Below are 15776 nucleotides of genomic sequence, written 5' to 3' on the forward strand. Positions count from 1 at the left end.
CCGGGCCCGAGAACGGGACGGACCCCAGTCCGCCCCATCCAGTTTCCCGCCGCCTTAGAGCTTGTAATTAGCCTTGAGGAAGAAGGAACGGCCCATCGGATCGGTAAAGCGCGGATCGTAGCTACGCGGCGTGGTATCGCTTTGATTGGAGTACGGAGGCTCTTGATCGAACAGGTTCTTGATGCCGGCGGTCACGGTCAGTTGCTTGTTCCAAGCGTAGGATCCAGACAGATTCCACGTGGAGTAAGGCCGCACAGTATTGTTCTGACCTTTCTTCGAGTTGCTGTCGGTGTAGCCCGAACGGTAATTCTGCGCCAGCACCCCGCTCCAAGCACCCAGCGACCAGTTCATCGACAGAGTGTGCTGCCAGCGGAAAGCAGGGCCATTCGCATCAATGTAAGACCCCAAGTTGCTGAAGTACGGGCCTTCTTTCTCTTTCTGGTAGGAGTACTTGGACAGATAGGTGCCATCCAGAGAAGCATTGAAAGTGCCAATCGCGGTTCTGGGCAGCAGCCAGTTCATCTTGATATCCACCCCGGCGGCACTGAGGTTGCCCAGGTTGGAATAGTCATCGACCAAATAAGACAGATTGCCGTTGCTATCGCGGATGAAACGATCCGAATATTTGGACGGGTTGGCGAAGATGGTGTCTTCCGGGATGACATTGATCTGATTCTTGATCATGGTCCACCAGAAGTCGGCACTGGCGGTAAAGCTCTTCACCGGCTCGATTACGATGCCAAAGGACAAGGAGGACGACTTCTCCGGCTCCAGATTCTTGTTACCGCCGTAACGGATATCGCGCTGAATGCTCTGGCATGCCAAGGCGTTCGCGCCCGGCACCGGGGTTTTGCCATTGGGACAAGCACCGTAATCCACATAGGCGCGGCCTGTCAGCTGCAACTGGTTAGGCTTGTGCATATTGTACAGAGACGGCGCGCGGAAACCGGTGCTGGCGGAGGAGCGGAACATCAGCTGCGGCAACGGCTGGTACTTCATCGCCACCTTGGGATTGAAGGAGCTGCCGGAATCGCTGTAGTGGTCGTAACGCGCGGCCAATTGCGCGTCCAGGTTCTTCAGAACAGGAATATCCGCCTCACCGTACAACGAGTAGGAATTACGGCTGCCGGCGGCGTCCTCCGTCTTGTTCTGACCGGTGCTCAGCGCGTCGCGGGTCACCGCTTTGTTGTAGACCGTGCTCAAGGACTCGCGGCGTACTTCCGCGCCAAAAGCGATGGCCATCATGCCGGCCGGCAGTTGCAACACTTCGCGGCTGGCCTTGATGTCGGCCATGTCGATGGTGGACTTGGCTTCCTTGGTCTGACCGGTCATGCTGACCGAACGCCAAGCCGCCAGATTGTTGCCGGACAAATCGAACGGATCCAAAGCGCCGCTGTCGACCGCGGACTGCATCTTGCTCTTGCTGACGTAGCCGGAGTTCAGGTTTTCCTTGACCAAGTTTTCCGAACGACCGATGCCGGCGCGGTAATCCCAACCTGCAATCAAGCCCTCCATATTCAGCATCAGGCGCTGGGTGACTGAATTGGCTTCAGTCACACGATTACCCAACGGAATGGTGCGCACATACAACTGGTCACGCTTGCTCGGATCCACCGCATTGGCGCGGGTGATGTCGCCCCCGGTCGGCAACGGCGCGTTTTGGGAGGTGGTGGTGGTTTCAGTACGGGTGTATTGCAGCGACAACTCGTGATTGTCGCCAATGCGTTTAGTGGCCTTGATCACGCCGGACACCTGCTCTACCTCCGGAATAATGCTGGGGTACAGCGAGTAATATTCCTGGCAGTTTTCGCCATTGAACGTGGAGAACGGCGGCCGGCAATTCGGTGCGGATGGAGTCATTAAGTCCCCAGTAACCCCATCCACATAGTTGCCAGGCCAGGCATTGGGACTTGAACCGGTATCTTTATTGATCAGCGAAGCAAAGCCGCGCTGAGATGCCATCACAGGGTCTTTCTTCTGGTAATCGATGGCGCCGTAAATATTGAAACCGTCGTTGCCCAAATCGCCATAGCCATAGGAAACATTGATGTTTTTATCATCGCCGCCGCCATGCTGCGGATTGGAAAAACTGCCTCCAATGCTGAAGCCCTTCAAGCTCTTCTTGGTGATGAAGTTCATCACGCCGCCGATGGCGTCGGTGCCGTAGATGGCGGAGGCGCCGTCCAGCAACACCTCCACGCGGTCAATCACGGACAACGGGATGGCGTTCAGGTCGGCGGAGGTGCCGTCAATCGCCTGATTGGCCATGCGACGGCCATCCAGCAACACCAGCGTGTATTGATTACCCAGGCCGCGCAAGCTGGCAAACGCAGCGCCACCTGTGGAGGCGCCCACGGCAGCTGCCGCCCCTTGCGACGACTGGTTGGCGGCGATGCTGTTGACCACCTGCTCCACCGTGGTCAGCCCTTGCTTGGCCAAATCTTCGGTTTTGAGAATGGTGACGGGCAGCGCCTTTTCCTGCTTGATGCTGCGCTTGATGTTGGAACCGGTGATCTCCACCCGGTCCAGTTGACCGGAGTTCGCCTCAGCGGCGAATGCGAACGGCGCATGGCTCGCCATGCCGGCCATGGCCAGGGCAAGCACTAGCTGCTTCTTTTGACTTCTCAACTTGATTTCTCCTTAACTGCACACGGAAACCAGCAGCGCTTCTGACGAACGTTTGCTGGATACTGCAGGTCGTCGACAATCGAACGTCATGACCGTGTTTCGAGTGTGTTAAGGATTGTTGCCCCCCGTCAATATTTGTTGAGGGGCGATCCTGCTCGTCCGGCGCCCCGTTTAAACGCGCCTTTTGACGGAGAAATGCGCAAAAATCATGTTAGCGCTTGAAAATCAATAGACTATACCCCTGATTTTTGCCAGCAGCTTTTACAGAAAGCCGCTAATTCCATGTCATTTTCCATAGTGAGAACAACTTGCCATTGTTGCTTTTTTGCATTTTTACGACAAATTCGTACAAGAATTTCAGATTAGACTAATTTTGCAAAAACTTATGCATTCGTTTTTTTAATGGCAGGCATGTAAAAAAACATTCACATCCAATCTAAACCACGCCAACTTAGCTGCATACCACCAGCCAAATTCATTCCAAAAACATAAAACCCCGCCGCGCCAAACGGCGCGACGGGGCTTGATCAAACCGCCTTGGCGAGGCTTAGAGCTTGTAGCTGGCTTTCAGGAAGTAGGCGCGCCCCACCGGGTCCGCCACCACCGGGTCAAAGCCGTACTGGAAGGTTTTGGTCTGGTTGCTGAACGGCGGCTCCTGGTCGAACAGATTGCGGATGCCAGCGGTAATGGTCAGCTTCTTGTCCCACACATAACTGCCGGACAGGTTCCAGTTGGAGTACGGGCGCACATTATGGCCTTCATCGTTGGGATTCAGGTCGGTGTAGCCGGACGAGTAATTCTGCACCAATACCCCGCTCCACGGCCCCCGGGCCCAGTTGAACGCCAGGCTGTGCTTCCAGCGCAAGGTCGGCTGCAGAATATTCTGATACCAACCGCCCAGCGAACTCAGATAAGGGCCCTTGGGCTCCATCTGCTGCTGGTACTTGGAGGTGTAGGTGCCGTCCAGATTGACGCCGAAATTGCCCCAAGCCATCTTGGGCAGACGGAAAGCCAGACTGATGTCCACGCCGGCCGCGCTCAGAGTGCCCAGGTTCTGGGTGGTGGTGATCACATGATTGAGCGAACCGTCGGGGTTGCGCACGAACTTGTCCGCGTACTTGCCCGGATCGGCGAAAATCACGCCCGGATCCAGCGCGCCGATGGTGTCCTTCACCGTGGTCCACCAGAAGTCCGCGCTGGCGGTGATTTCCTTGATCGGCTCGATCACGATGCCGAAGGTCAGCGAGCTGGCCTTCTCCGGCGACAAATTGTTGTTGCCGCCCTGCAAAGCTTCGAACTGGGTGTTGCAATCATCCACCTTATTGCCGCCGTTGGCCGGCGTGCCGCCCGGGCAGCGCAAGGGGTCGTTGAACTTGTTGGCAGTGTAGGTCTTGCTGTTGGGCGTGAACACGTCGTACAGCGTCGGCGCGCGGAAGCCCTTGCTGGCCGAGGAGCGGAATAAAACCTGGGGGATAGGCTGATACTTGACGGCGATCTTGGGGTTGAAGGAGCTGCCGAAGTCGGTGTAGCGGTCGTAACGCGCCGCCAGCTGGGCGTCGAAGTTCTTGAAGATGGGGATATCCGCTTCGACATAGGCCGCGGTCACGCCGCGGCTGCCGCTGGTGGACTTGGAATCGGCGATGCCGGAGCCCAGCGCGAACTGGGCGATGTCCTGGATCTGGCTGTCCAGTTTCTCACGCCGGGTTTCCACGCCGAAAGCCGTCGCCACCATGCCGGCCGGCAACTGAAACACCTCCTTGCTGACCTTGAAGTCCGCCATCACCGTCTGATATTTGGCGATCCAGCCGTCGCCCTTCAGCTCGGTGCTCTGCCAGGCGCCAGGCGCGGAATCGCCGAAGGGGTTGATGGTGCCGTCCTGGAAGGCGGCGGCGATCTTGTCGCCGTGCACATAGCCGGACTTGTAATTGATGATGGTCTTGTTCTCGGAGTAGGCCACCCCACCGCGGTAATCCCAGCCCGCCAGCAAGCCCTCGGCGTTGAAAGCCAGCCGCTGCGTGGTGGACAGGCTCTCGGTCACGCGCGGCCCCAGCGGCACCGCGCGCGAGTTGATCACCACGTCGCTGCCGTCGGTGGGCGTGCCGTCCGGCAAATGGGTCGGATAATACTTGTCGCCCGCCTTCAGGGTGGCGATCTTGGCCAGCGGCGCCGGCGAGATGCGCGTGGTGCTCAGATTGCGCGCCCCCATGTACTGCAGCGACAGGGTATGTTCCCCAATCTGCTTGGTGCCCTTGGCGAAGGCGGTCAGTTGCTCCACCTCCGGCGTCAAGTCCATGTAGAGGGTGGCGTTCTCGCCACAGGAGTTGGCGTCTATCGGCTTGGCGTACGGCGGTTTGCAATTCGGCGCCGTCGGGTTGTAGGCGTTGCCCTTGTAGGTGAAGTTGGACGGGAAGACCCGGCCGCTCAGATTGTCCGCGGTCAGGTATTTGTTGGCGAAGGAACGGTTCAGCGTGGTGATGGCGTCCAGCTTCTGATAACTCAGGGAGCCGTAAACGTTGTAGCCGTCCTTGTTCAGATCGCCGATGCCGGCGGTGATGCTGGCGCTGCCGGTATTGCCGCCCTTGTGGTCGGTGGACACCAGCTCGCCCGCCACCGTCACGCCCTGATAACTTTTCTTGGTGATGAAGTTGATCACGCCGCCGATGGCGTCGGTGCCGTAGATGGCGGAGGCGCCGTCGCGCAGCACCTCGATGCGCTCAATCGCCGACAGCGGGATGGCGTTCAAATCCGTGGCGTAGCCGCCAATCGCCTGGCTGGCGACGCGGCGGCCGTCCAGCAGCACCAGCGTGTACTGCGAGCCCAGGCCGCGCAGGCTGGCGTAGGAGGCGCCGCCCGACACCGTCTGCACCGACGAAGCGCCCACCATGCTGGACTGGTTGCTGGCCAGCGAATTCACCACCTGCTCCACCGTGGTGAAGCCCTGCTTGCTCATTTCCTCGGTGCGAACCACCGTCACCGGCAGCGCTTTTTCCTGCTTGATGCTGCGCTTGATGTTGGACCCGGTGATTTCCACCCGGTCCAGGGTGCCGCTGCTCGATTCCGCCGCCCAAACGCTGCCGGCTTGGCCGCCCAGGCCTGCCAGGGCCAGGGCCAGCACCAACTTCTTCTTGCTAGTTCTCATGATTTCTCCAGTCATGTGTCTAACCTGCCTAGCGCGCTTCTCTAGACACGCTTTCGGCAGATCATCCAGCCGCAGACTATTTGTCATATGGCCTGACACGATGCTTGGAGCATTTATTACAGACGGTCAATCGGCATCATGAATCGTCACATACCGTCTTTCCGCCCACGGCGGCGTCCTGGATGAAAACCGCCGCGCCGCCATCGGCCGGAAAGGCCGCCGGCAAAGGCTTACGCCCGATGGCGGCGCGCAGGCCGCCGCTGTGGCGTTTACAGCGGCGCGTTGTCATTTTGCCAATGCGCTGTGTGGCACGATATTTTTATGACATGTGTAAAAATCAGATAGACGATTAAATCAATGCATTTAACTCATGCCTGCGGAACACCGGGCCAAACCGCAGTCCATCAGGCCGGAGACGGCTCGCAGTCCTTTAAGGAAACCGTGCGCTCCGGCTGCCCGGACAGTTGCACCCGCATCGCCCGGCCGGCCAGTTCGCGTCCTTCCAGCTGCCGCGGCTCGGCGCTGAAATTCACCGTCAAGCGGCTGCCGTCCGCAAAGCGGGTCTGTTGCGACAAGCGGTCCGGCGTCAGCCAGGCAAAACCAGTCATGGCCTGGGTCGCCAGTTTCCGGTGCAGCGGCCGGAACACCTGATCGGCGCAGCGCATCAGCGGCAGCCGCTTCTCCAGGCTCTCCGCGCTCAGGTGCCAGAGCGGCGGCGTGTTGTACAGCCATTGCGTCAGCAGATTGTCGGCATAGGCGTTGCTGAACTTCAGGTTGTCGTACAGCCAGTGATTGCTGGTGACGATGGAGTCGTGGAACGCCGCCTGGTAAAGCGGCAAGCGGTAGCCCGGCTGGTAGTAAATATTCAGATACGGCTGTTTCAGGGGCACGGAGCGAAAAAACACCTCAGGCTGATTCGCCGGAAACCAGCGGCCCAGGAAGTACGGCGATTTGGGATTTTTCTGCAGATCAGGATCGCCCCAGCCCAGCACCGGCACCTGCATGCCGTGCGCGAAGGCGATGCCGCGCGAGGTGGCGGCGTTGCCGTTTTCCGAACCCACCGGCACGCCGAAGCGGTCCCGCACCCAGGCCATGCTGCGTTCATTGCCGGCCGCCACGCCGGCCTGGCTGGTCCGCCGGCCGGGGCTGTGATCGTCGAACACCATGCCGGTGGCGTAGGCGTCCAGAAACCAGCTGTTGAAACCCAGCGCCTGATGCAGCGCCTGGCTGCGCTGACGCAAGACCGGCCGCACGCAATCCGGGTTGGTGTAATAGCCGGACTGCTGGAACCCGCTCTTGCGCCGGCCGCTGACCAAGGTAATGCCGCAGTTCCGGTACGCGGCGGCGCCCTGCTGCGCCGTCAGCCAATCCTCGCGCTGCCCCGGCGGCAAGGCGGTTTCATAGGAATCGTAGGCCGCCATCAGATAGCCGGCGCGCACGCCCGCCTTCATCGCTTGCGGCTGCCACAAGCCGCCCTCCCAATTGTCCATGCCCAGCCACAGGCGCTCCAGGCCGGCCGCGCGCAAGGCCCGCAGTGTGCGGAGCGACAAGCCGCCGCCCCAATCGTCAGGCTCGCCCAAGGCCGCGCCGAACACTTCCCTCACCTCGCGCCGCAGGCGGCGGTAAGGCTCGGCCAGCTTGTTCCACGCCGGCGCGGCGCTCAACCAGCCGGCGCGCGCCTCCGCCGTGGCCGCCTGATTGAAGGCCGCCAACAGCACCCGGCGCTGGTAGGCGTCGGGCCGGGCCGAGGCCGTCCGCAGCGCCGCGGCGGCTTCGGCGTCGAAGCGCCCTCTCAGCCGCCGCGCCAGCGCGCTGTCGCCGCGCAGCAAGCTCAGCCAGCGTCCCCAGTCGCGCACATCCTCCGCGCCCAGCAAATCGTTGCCCCATAGATAGACATGGCTGGCGCCCACCAGCTTGGCGGTTTCCGGCTGCGCGTGCATCTTGTCGGCCAGGCTTTCGAAACGCCCCGCCCCGATCAGCCATTGCCGATAACGCTTGGCCCCGGCCAAGAGGTCCCCGTCCGCCAGATGCAAGAGCAAGGTCATCGGCTCCCGCCGGTTCAAGGCGTTGAAATCATGGCTGAGCGCCAGCCCCAGGCCGGCGCCGTCCCGGCTTACCTTCAAACGGTTGTTGAAGGGATTGAGCAGCAGCCAATGCAGGCTGCTCGCGCCGTAGTCCATGCCCCACAAGGGCAGGCTGAGGTTTTCCGAGGTGTTTAGCCCGTCGCCGGCGAAGCGCGGCAGGAAATCCAGCCACAGCGGGTCGCCGGCCGGCGCATAACTGCCCTCGGCCAAGGGCAGCAGCAAGCCGCGCCCCATCGCCGCCGCCGGCTGCCGCAGCAGCGGCACGGTCTCCGCTGCGCCGGCTCCGGCCTGAACCGTCAGCGTCAGGTCCGGCCCGTCCAGGCGCGCGCTCAAACGATAACGGCCGCGCTCCCAGGACCAGGCGGCGCCGGCCGCATCCGCGTTCAGATCCGCCACCGCGCGCGCCGGGCCGCCGCTCGACACCGCCAGCGGCGGCTGTCCGGCCGGTGTCGCGGTCACCGCCAGAGTGGCCGGGTCCAGCGCCACCCTCCATTGCGCGTTCTCCAGCCGGATCTGCGCCCAGGCGCTCAGGGGCAGACACATCGCCGCCAGCGCAAAAACAAGGGAATGAGGGGATATCGGCATTGCGGGCACTCTCCGTATGGGAATCAAGACGGAGAGATTAAAAAGGCAAAGGCCGCCCCGATTGTCAGGCCAATGTCAGGATTTCAGCGCGGCCCCACCTGACGGTGCGCCAGCCTCAACACCAATTGGCCGCGCGCCTCGGCGCGCACCAGGGCCACGCTCTGCCATAGCTCGCCCCGGCCGGGCGGCCAGCGCAGCGCCTCGCCCAGCTCGCGCCGCCGCCACCAGACAAAGCCGTAGTCGCTGCGACGCAACAGCGATTGCTCCAGCCAGGGCTGGGCGCAGGCCGCGCGCGGCGGCGGCAAGCGCGACACCGCCAGCGGGCTGCGCGACAGCCAATCCAGATTGGCCACCTCAGGCAAGGCCAGCTCGGCCTGCCATTGCCGGCCGGCGGCGCTGAGCTGCAAGCGGTAAGCGCCCGCTGCCAGGGGCCGGCTCAGGTCCGCGCTTTCCAGGCGGAAGCCTTGGCCGTCTTCCCGCTCCAGCAAACCGCCGCGCAGCAGATCATGCCCCTGAGCGTCCAATAGCCGGGCGTCCTCCAGCGCGCCGCGGCCGCTCAGCACCACCCGGTAGGCGCGCGCCAGCGGCATGTCGCGCTGCGCCAGCTCCAGCGTCAGCTGCGGCAGCCAAGCCGGCAGCGTCAGCGGCGCGTCCTTGCCGCAGTGCTCGGCGCTCAGCGCCGCCAAGGCCTGCGCCCAGGCTTGCCGCTGCGCCTGGCTGCGCAAGGCCGGCCAGCTCTCGGACAGCGCCTGCCAGGCGGCCGCGTCGTCCGCGCCCAGCAAGGCGCGGTTCAAGGCCGCCAGCGGATCCGCGACGGCCGGCGCGGCCAGCGCCAGCCACAAACACCATGCGCGCAGCATCAGATCTTCTCCAAACGGTAGCCGACGCCGCGCACGGTTTCGATGGCGATGCCGGGCAGCTTCTGCCGCAGTTGCAGGATGTGAGTGTCCACGGTGCGCGTGGACGGAAAGCTGTCGTAGCCCCAGACCTGATTCAGCAATTCGTCGCGGCTCATCACTCGTCCGGCCATGCGCGCCAACAACGCCAGCAGTTCGAACTCGGTGCGCGTCAACGCCACCTCCCGTCCTTGCCAGTTCGCCGATTGCCTGGCCGGCTGCAGGCTCAAGGCCCCCAGGCTCAGACTGCCGTCGCCCAAAGGCCGCAACTGGGCGCGAATCCGCGCCAGCAACTCGGCATGGGCGAAAGGCTTGCTCAGATAGTCGCGCGCGCCCGCCTCCAGCCCGGCCACCCGGTCGCCCACCTCCACCCGCGCCGTCAGCACGATCACCGGCAAGGCTTTCTGCGCCAGCCAGCCGGGCAAATGCCGCAGGCTGTCGCCGTCCGGCAGGCTGCGATCCAGGATGACCAGATCGGCGCGCAGCCACTGCGCGGCCGCGTCCTCCGCCCGCCGCAGCCACAGGCAGCGATAACCCGCGTCCTCCAGAAAGCGGCTCAGGCCGTCGCCCAGCGTTGCGTCGTCTTCAATCAAGAGCAAGGTGTTCATCGCGGGGAATCCTGTCGCGGCGCCCGCTTGACGGGCAGTTGCAAGCTAAAGCGCGTGGGCGGCCCGGACAGGCTCAACCGGCCGCCCAGCCGCTTCAGCACCCGCCGGACGATGGCCAGGCCCAGCCCCATGCCCTCGCCGCCGCCGTCGCGCCGCGCCAGTCGGCGCAGCCGGTAATCCCTCAGGCGGCCGCCGTCGCACACCGTCAGCGTCAAATTGCGGCCGTCCCAATCCGCCAGCACGCGCCAGGGCGGCCGGCCATGCCGGCGCGCGTTGGCCAGCAAATTGTCCAGGCACAAGCCCAGCCAATAGGCCGGCAACAGCACAGTCGCGTCCTCATTCAGACAAAACGCGGCCTGATGCCGCTCCGTGATCGCGTCCAGCCATTCCGCCAGCCGCACCGCTTGCCGCCCTTCGTCCAGGCGTTCGGCGGACAAGTAATGGCGACTGGCTTCGGCCAACTGACGCAGGCGGCTGACGCCGCCGGCCAAATGTCCGAACTGATCTTGAGCGGAATCCGGCAGGCGGTCGAAATCCCGGCGCAGCCCCTCCACCACGCCGGCCAGGCCGGCGATGGGGGTGCGCAATTCATGAGTGAGCATCTGCAAGGCGAAACGCCGCTCCCGTTCCAGGCGCCGCCGCTGCCAGGCCAGCCAGCCGCCGGCGGCCAGCGCCAGCCCGGCGAGGCCCGCCAGTAAAGCCCGCCAGGGCCAGGCCGGCGCCGGCGTCGGGTTCAAGCACAGTCCGTCCTGGCGCTCCGCGCAGGCGCCCGCGCCGGCCGCGGACACCCTGACCCCGGCCGCTTCCGCCCGTTCCCGCCAGGCGGCGGCCGGGTACAGCCGCCATTGGCCGTCCCGCAGCCGCCACAGCGCGCCGTCCTGCCACAGCCAACGCGCGCCGGCCAGCAAGGCGTCCAGATTGTCGTCCGACAGCCCGCCCAACAGCCCCAGATCGTCGTCGCGTTCGCGCACATGCAGCCAGTCCGCCACCGCCGCCCGCGGCCGGCCCTGCCGCCAGTGCGCGGCGCTGCTGCCGCCCAAGGGATGAACCGGATGCAGGCGCAGCCAGTCGTCTGGCAGACGTCCGTCCGCGCAGCGCCGACGTTCGAAATCCCGCCACAGCGCCGGCAGGGCAGACAGATCCCCCTCGCAGCGACGCTCGTGCGCCTCCAGCTGCCGCAAGGCGCGCAGGCTGTAGCGGGACCAGGCCGGCTGCAACGACGCCGGCGCGATCAGCCCCTCGTCCAGCGACTGAATCCGCGTCAGCGCCAAAGACCGCGCCGGCCGCGATTCGGCCAAGGCGGCGTCCAGCCGCGACGACAGCTCGCCGGCCCAGGCCGCGTGGCAGATCAATAGGCAACAACACAGACGTAGCTTCATGCGCCGCATTATACGGAAAACCCGCCGCCACTCGGCTGACAGGCCGGCGCGAATCCGCTAGCATGCGTTTCCGGCTCATGACACAAGATCGGCATCCCCGTGAAAGCAGGCTTTTCCTTCTTCGCCACCCGGCGCTTCTTCCCGCTGTTCGGCACCCAGTTCCTGGGCGCCTTCAACGACAATCTGCTGAAAACCGCCATCGTGGTGCTGATCAGCTTTCACGGACTCAGCCTGGCCGGGCTGCCGCCGGAACAACTGGTCAATCTGGCCGCCGGCGTGTTCATCCTGCCCTTTTTCCTGTTTTCCGCCACCGCCGGCAAATTGTCGGAGCGCTACGACAAGGCCGCCATCGCCCGCTGGATCAAGCTGGCCGAGATCGCCATCATGCTGCTGGCCGGAACCGGCTTCTTCCTGCACTCCGCCGGCCTCTTGCTTTCCGCGCTGTTCCTGATGGGCGCCCACTCCGCCTTTTTCGGCCCGCTCAAATACTCGGTGCTGCCGCAATATCTGAAAGAACAAGAACTGGTGGGCGGCAACGGCCTGATCGAGATGGGCACTTTTCTCGCCATCCTGATCGGCCAGATCGGCGGCAGCATGCTGACCACCGGCGGCCCTCTGCTGATCACCGCCACCTTGCTGGCCACCGCCATGCTGGGTTACGGCGCCAGCCGCGAGATGCCGCCAGCCCGGCCCGGCGCGCCGCAGCTGAAGCTGTCCTTCAACTTCCTCAAAGACTCCGTGCTGCTGATGCGCGACGCCTGGCGCCTCCGCGACGTGCGCTGCGCCATCCTCGGCATTTCCTGGTTCTGGCTGATGGGCGCGGTCTACACCACCCAGCTGCCCACCTTCACCCGCCTGCATCTGGGCGGGGACGCCGCCGTCTACACCCTGCTGCTGGCCTTGTTCTCCATCGGCATCGGCCTGGGTTCGGTGGTGTGCGCCAAGCTGTCGCAAGGCAAACTGCAATTGGGCATGGTGCTGGTGGGCAGCGTCGGCATGACGCTGTTCGGCGGCGATCTGGCGCTGTCCGCGCTGCCGCACTACCGCGGCGAGCTGATCGGCCTCGCCGATTACCTGGCCCGCGCCGGCAGCTGGCGCAATATGGTCGACGTGGCGCTGCTGGGCTTCTTCGGCGGCTTCTTCACCGTGCCGCTGTACACCTGGCTGCAAACCGCCAGCCCGGACGATTTCCGCTCTCAGGCCGTGGCCGCCAACAATATCGCCAACGGCTTCTACATGGTGGCCGCCGCCATCGGCAGCGCGCTGGCGCTGAAGCTTTACGACAGCATCGCCATCCTGCTGCTGGCCACCGCCGCGCTCAACATCCTGGCCACCCTGCACCTGCTCAGCGCCGCGCCGGTGATCTGGCGACAGCGGCTGGACTGGCTGCGCGCGCTGCGCGACTGAGGCCGGCGCTTCATTCCGCGGCGGAGGCCTGCAGTTCGAACACTCCGTCCATCCGCCAGCGCTCCCGCTCGCGGGCATGCGCCGCGCCGGCCGGCAAGAGCGGCTGGACTTCCAGCTCCAAGCGCAAGGCCCGCCCCGTCCCGCCGCCGCTGTCCGGATACACCCGCACCAGTTGGCCGGGGCGTAGCGGGGCTGAGCGCAGGCGCTCGCCGCCGCTCTCCCCCTCCACGCGGAAATAGGCGTCGCGGCCATCCAGCGTCGCCGCGCGCAAGATCAGGCGCGCCGCGCCCTGAGGCCCGAAGCGGAACGAGGCCGCGTCCGCCGCCGGGCCGTTGAAACGCAGGGCCAAAGCCCGGGGCTCTTCGCAAACGGCCTGCAAACTCAAGGTACGCGCCTCTAGGCCGCCCCCCGGCGCGCCCCGGCCGAAGCCCTCTCGCAAGGCGGCCAAGGGCAGCACGCCATAGTCCAGATTGGGCGTGCTCAAGCTCAACGCGCACGGCCCTTCCTCGGCCGCCGCGCCGGCGCTCAAGGCCGTCAGCGCCATCAAAACCCATTTCCCCATGCTCATCCCTCAACTCCTCGGTCTCCGGCGCCGCGCTCCGACGCGTCCGCTTCAAGCAGCGAACCCGGCGCGCAGCGCGCCCTGACGGTTTGGTACAAGGCGGAAACGTCTTCGTCCGGCAAGACATAGTCCAAGCGACAGCGCCGCCTTGGCGGAGACTCCACATACAGCCCGTTCCGCGCGGTCGCCTGATCCAGAAACACCTCGCCCCCGCTCCCGGTGAGCGTGATGAAACGCCCTTCCCCATCCACCACGCTCAGGCCGGACGCCAAGGCCTCGCCGTCCTCCGCCGCGATCTGGATCAGCAAGCGCTGGGTCTTGAGCACCGAGAACTCCGCCCGGCTGACCGAGCCATGCCCGGCGCGCACCACTTTCAAGCCGTTCGCCACGTCCGCATTGCGCGGCAGGCTAGGCGTCTGCAGTTCCACTCGGGTATCGGCGTAAGCGTTCAGATTGGCCAATACCGCATGGCCGTCGCCATCGCTCCACACCGGGCCGCTGGGCGTGCTGAACTTCACGCCGGGCAAGCCGCCCACCGACAGCACCCCGACGCTGTCGCGCAGCGGATAGGGCGAGAAGGTCAGTCCGCCCTCATGCAGCAGCGCGCCGCCGCGCAGGCTGGCGTTGTACGACTGCGCGCCGCCGCGCTGGCTCATGCCCAGGCCCAGCTGGGCGTAACGCGGAATCCAGTGCAGATTGCCGTTGAAGCCGGTGCTGTTCCGGTCCGCGTCGCGATCCACCGCCACGCCGTAATTCAAGCTGTCGCTGACAACTTCGCGGTAGCTGCTCCCCAAAGTTTGGCTTTGGCCATAGCGTTGCAGATACGCGCTCAGGCTGGCGCGCTCCAGCGGCAGATCCACGTTCAAGTAAAACTGATTGCGATGCGCGCCCGCGCCCCGACTCAAATCTCGGCCCACGTTCAAAGAGACATTGGCGCCCCACATCCGCCGCGACCAGCCGCCGTTCAAGCGCTGCGAGGCGTCGCCGCCGTGATGCGAGCGGGTCGCGCCCAGGCTGAACGCGCCCATGAATTCATGGTGGTAGGACAGGGACAGACCGTACTGCGTCAGCGCGGCCGGCGCCTCTTGTTGACGAGCCGCGTAATCCGACAGCGTGCGAAAGTGGGCGCTCTGCCGGCTCAGGTTCAACGCGCCGGACAGGCGCTCGCCCCAGCTCGCGCTCAAGGACGCGCTGTATTGCGCGCCGCTCCGTCCCGCCTCGCCGTCGCGGGAGGCCACCGCGCGCATGCCGGCCACCAGCCCAGGGCTCAACAGATAAGACAAGGCCCCGCCGACGGAATGAAAGCGTTCGGACCACAGGCCGCCCAGGCTGAGGTCCAGTTCCCGGCCCAGCCGCCAACTGCGGCTGCCGGAGAACAACCACGGCGTGTCGCCGTCCTGGCCGCCAAACTGACGCATCTTGCCCGCCGCCATATTGAAGCCCTCGACGTCGCCGCCCGGGCTGGCGAAAAACGCCGCCGCCGGCACGGTGAAGGCGTGCTGGCCGCCATCGCTTTCGGAGACGGTGACATTCAGATCGAAGCCCGCCGACAGGATGGGCACATCGTTCAATTCGAAAGCGCCGGGCGGCACCAGCGTGCTGTACACCAAAGCGCCGGCCTGCCTCACCTCCACCCGGGCCTCGCTCTGGGCGATGCCCCTGACCTGCGGCCGATTGCCGCGCTGCAGCAAGGCCCCTTGCGGCAGCCACTGCGCGCCGGAGAAATTCACGCCGGCAAACAGGGGGTTGTTCAGCGACAACTCGCCCACTTGCAGGATGGCCTTGCTGTCCACCAGGGTCTTCTGCGCATAGCTGTACAGATACTGGAAACGATTGCTCGCCTCGTTGCGCGCGAAGCTTTGCCGGCTGCGCACCATCCAGTCCCGCCAATTGAAGCCGATTTCCGTGAAACCTTGCAGATACTGCTGGCTCCGCCCGCCTCCGCTGCTGCGCATGGCCAGCACCTCGTAATTGAACAGGCCGGCCGTGCCGCCGCTGTCGTAGCCGCCCAGTGGCTCCTGCTCGCGCCGCAAGGCGCCGCTGGGCGCCAGGATGTCCACCCGCGCCAGCTCCGGCCGCAGCTTGACCACCGCCTGCGGATAAAAAGCCGTCAACTCCCGGCAGCCGGCCTCCGCCGGCGGTTGGCCGTCCGCGGGCAGCAAGCCGGCTGCCGTCCAGAATCCGTCGTCGACGCACAGGCGGCCGCCCTCGTCTATGCTCACCTCGGCGCCGCCGCGACCAGCGCCGTTGACGAATAAGGACACCCGATTCCTGCCCGGCGCAAAGCGCGCGCCCAGGCTGAAGTACTCCGCCACGCCGGGATCGATGCCGCTCGCCTTCAACACGCCCAGGTCAAACTGCACGCCCTCGCCGGGCGCGTCGCGCGCCCCGGTCTCCGCCAGCGACGCCGTCGGGAACGCCCCGGCCAGCCACAGCAATAGCGGAATGGGTCTGAGCAGCCATTCAATTGAACACTTCATCTAACAGG

At 64.8% G+C, this 15776-nt stretch carries 10 protein-coding genes; 2 read left to right on the forward strand and 8 right to left on the reverse strand.

What is annotated here, in order from left to right; all coding sequences use genetic code 11:
* Positions 1-54: 54 nt before the first annotated feature.
* Positions 55-2604, reverse strand: coding sequence for a TonB-dependent receptor (locus HQN78_RS08915; RefSeq protein ID WP_235089055.1), 2550 nt, complete (start codon positions 2602-2604; stop codon positions 55-57).
* 571 nt (positions 2605-3175) lie between these two features.
* Entirely contained in the window at positions 3176-5767 is a 2592-nt protein-coding gene (locus tag HQN78_RS08920; RefSeq protein ID WP_235089056.1) for a TonB-dependent receptor, read from the reverse strand.
* Positions 5768-5949: 182 nt separating this feature from the next.
* Between HQN78_RS08920 and HQN78_RS08925 the strand changes: the two genes are divergently transcribed.
* The gene (locus HQN78_RS08925) at positions 5950-6120 is read left to right on the forward strand and encodes a hypothetical protein (RefSeq protein WP_158274282.1); all 171 of its coding nucleotides are present in this window, start codon (positions 5950-5952) and stop codon (positions 6118-6120) included.
* Between the two features lie 51 nt (positions 6121-6171).
* Here the strand turns inward: HQN78_RS08925 and HQN78_RS08930 are convergent, their stop codons facing one another.
* From HQN78_RS08930 to HQN78_RS08945, 4 genes are all read right to left on the reverse strand, one after another.
* Positions 6172-8436, reverse strand: coding sequence for a glycoside hydrolase (locus HQN78_RS08930; protein ID WP_235089057.1), 2265 nt, complete (start codon positions 8434-8436; stop codon positions 6172-6174).
* Between the two features lie 83 nt (positions 8437-8519).
* The gene (locus HQN78_RS08935) at positions 8520-9296 is read right to left on the reverse strand and encodes a DUF2861 family protein (protein ID WP_235089059.1); all 777 of its coding nucleotides are present in this window, start codon (positions 9294-9296) and stop codon (positions 8520-8522) included.
* Positions 9296-9940 carry a response regulator transcription factor gene (locus HQN78_RS08940; protein WP_235089062.1) on the reverse strand — a complete coding sequence of 215 codons (645 nt, stop codon included), beginning with the start codon at positions 9938-9940 and terminating at the stop codon, positions 9296-9298. Before HQN78_RS08940 ends, HQN78_RS08935 begins: the two co-directional genes overlap by 1 nt.
* Positions 9937-11319 carry a DUF3404 domain-containing protein gene (locus tag HQN78_RS08945; RefSeq protein WP_235089063.1) on the reverse strand — a complete coding sequence of 461 codons (1383 nt, stop codon included), beginning with the start codon at positions 11317-11319 and terminating at the stop codon, positions 9937-9939. The genes HQN78_RS08940 and HQN78_RS08945 overlap by 4 nt, the downstream gene beginning before the upstream one ends.
* A gap of 99 nt (positions 11320-11418) precedes the next feature.
* On the opposite strand from HQN78_RS08945, the gene HQN78_RS08950 reads away from it, so the two are divergent.
* Positions 11419-12726: an MFS transporter gene (locus HQN78_RS08950; protein ID WP_235089064.1), complete on the forward strand. Its 1308-nt coding sequence runs from the start codon at positions 11419-11421 to the stop codon at positions 12724-12726.
* 10 nt (positions 12727-12736) lie between these two features.
* Here the strand turns inward: HQN78_RS08950 and HQN78_RS08955 are convergent, their stop codons facing one another.
* Together HQN78_RS08955 and HQN78_RS08960 are read right to left on the reverse strand one after the other, a co-directional pair.
* Positions 12737-13294 carry a hypothetical protein gene (locus tag HQN78_RS08955; RefSeq protein WP_107799447.1) on the reverse strand — a complete coding sequence of 186 codons (558 nt, stop codon included), beginning with the start codon at positions 13292-13294 and terminating at the stop codon, positions 12737-12739.
* Positions 13291-15768, reverse strand: a complete 2478-nt coding sequence (locus HQN78_RS08960; protein ID WP_235089066.1) for a fimbria/pilus outer membrane usher protein — start codon at positions 15766-15768, stop codon at positions 13291-13293. Before HQN78_RS08960 ends, HQN78_RS08955 begins: the two co-directional genes overlap by 4 nt.
* Between the last annotated feature and the right edge of the window lie 8 nt (positions 15769-15776).

The organism is Chromobacterium sp. Beijing (assembly GCF_021496765.1).
Lineage (GTDB): Bacteria > Pseudomonadota > Gammaproteobacteria > Burkholderiales > Chromobacteriaceae > Chromobacterium.

What these genes read in the sequence shown, in the direction of transcription:
- HQN78_RS08920 (WP_235089056.1), bottom strand. Translation starts at nt 5,767, where the DNA reads ATGAGAACTAGCAAGAAGAAGTTGGTGCTGGCCCTGGCCCTGGCAGGC.
- HQN78_RS08960 (WP_235089066.1), bottom strand. Translation starts at nt 15,768, where the DNA reads ATGAAGTGTTCAATTGAATGGCTGCTCAGACCCATTCCGCTATTGCTG.
- HQN78_RS08925 (WP_158274282.1), top strand. Translation starts at nt 5,950, where the DNA reads ATGAAAACCGCCGCGCCGCCATCGGCCGGAAAGGCCGCCGGCAAAGGC.
- HQN78_RS08930 (WP_235089057.1), bottom strand. Translation starts at nt 8,436, where the DNA reads ATGCCGATATCCCCTCATTCCCTTGTTTTTGCGCTGGCGGCGATGTGT.
- HQN78_RS08940 (WP_235089062.1), bottom strand. Translation starts at nt 9,940, where the DNA reads ATGAACACCTTGCTCTTGATTGAAGACGACGCAACGCTGGGCGACGGC.
- HQN78_RS08935 (WP_235089059.1), bottom strand. Translation starts at nt 9,296, where the DNA reads ATGCTGCGCGCATGGTGTTTGTGGCTGGCGCTGGCCGCGCCGGCCGTC.
- HQN78_RS08945 (WP_235089063.1), bottom strand. Translation starts at nt 11,319, where the DNA reads ATGAAGCTACGTCTGTGTTGTTGCCTATTGATCTGCCACGCGGCCTGG.
- HQN78_RS08955 (WP_107799447.1), bottom strand. Translation starts at nt 13,294, where the DNA reads ATGAGCATGGGGAAATGGGTTTTGATGGCGCTGACGGCCTTGAGCGCC.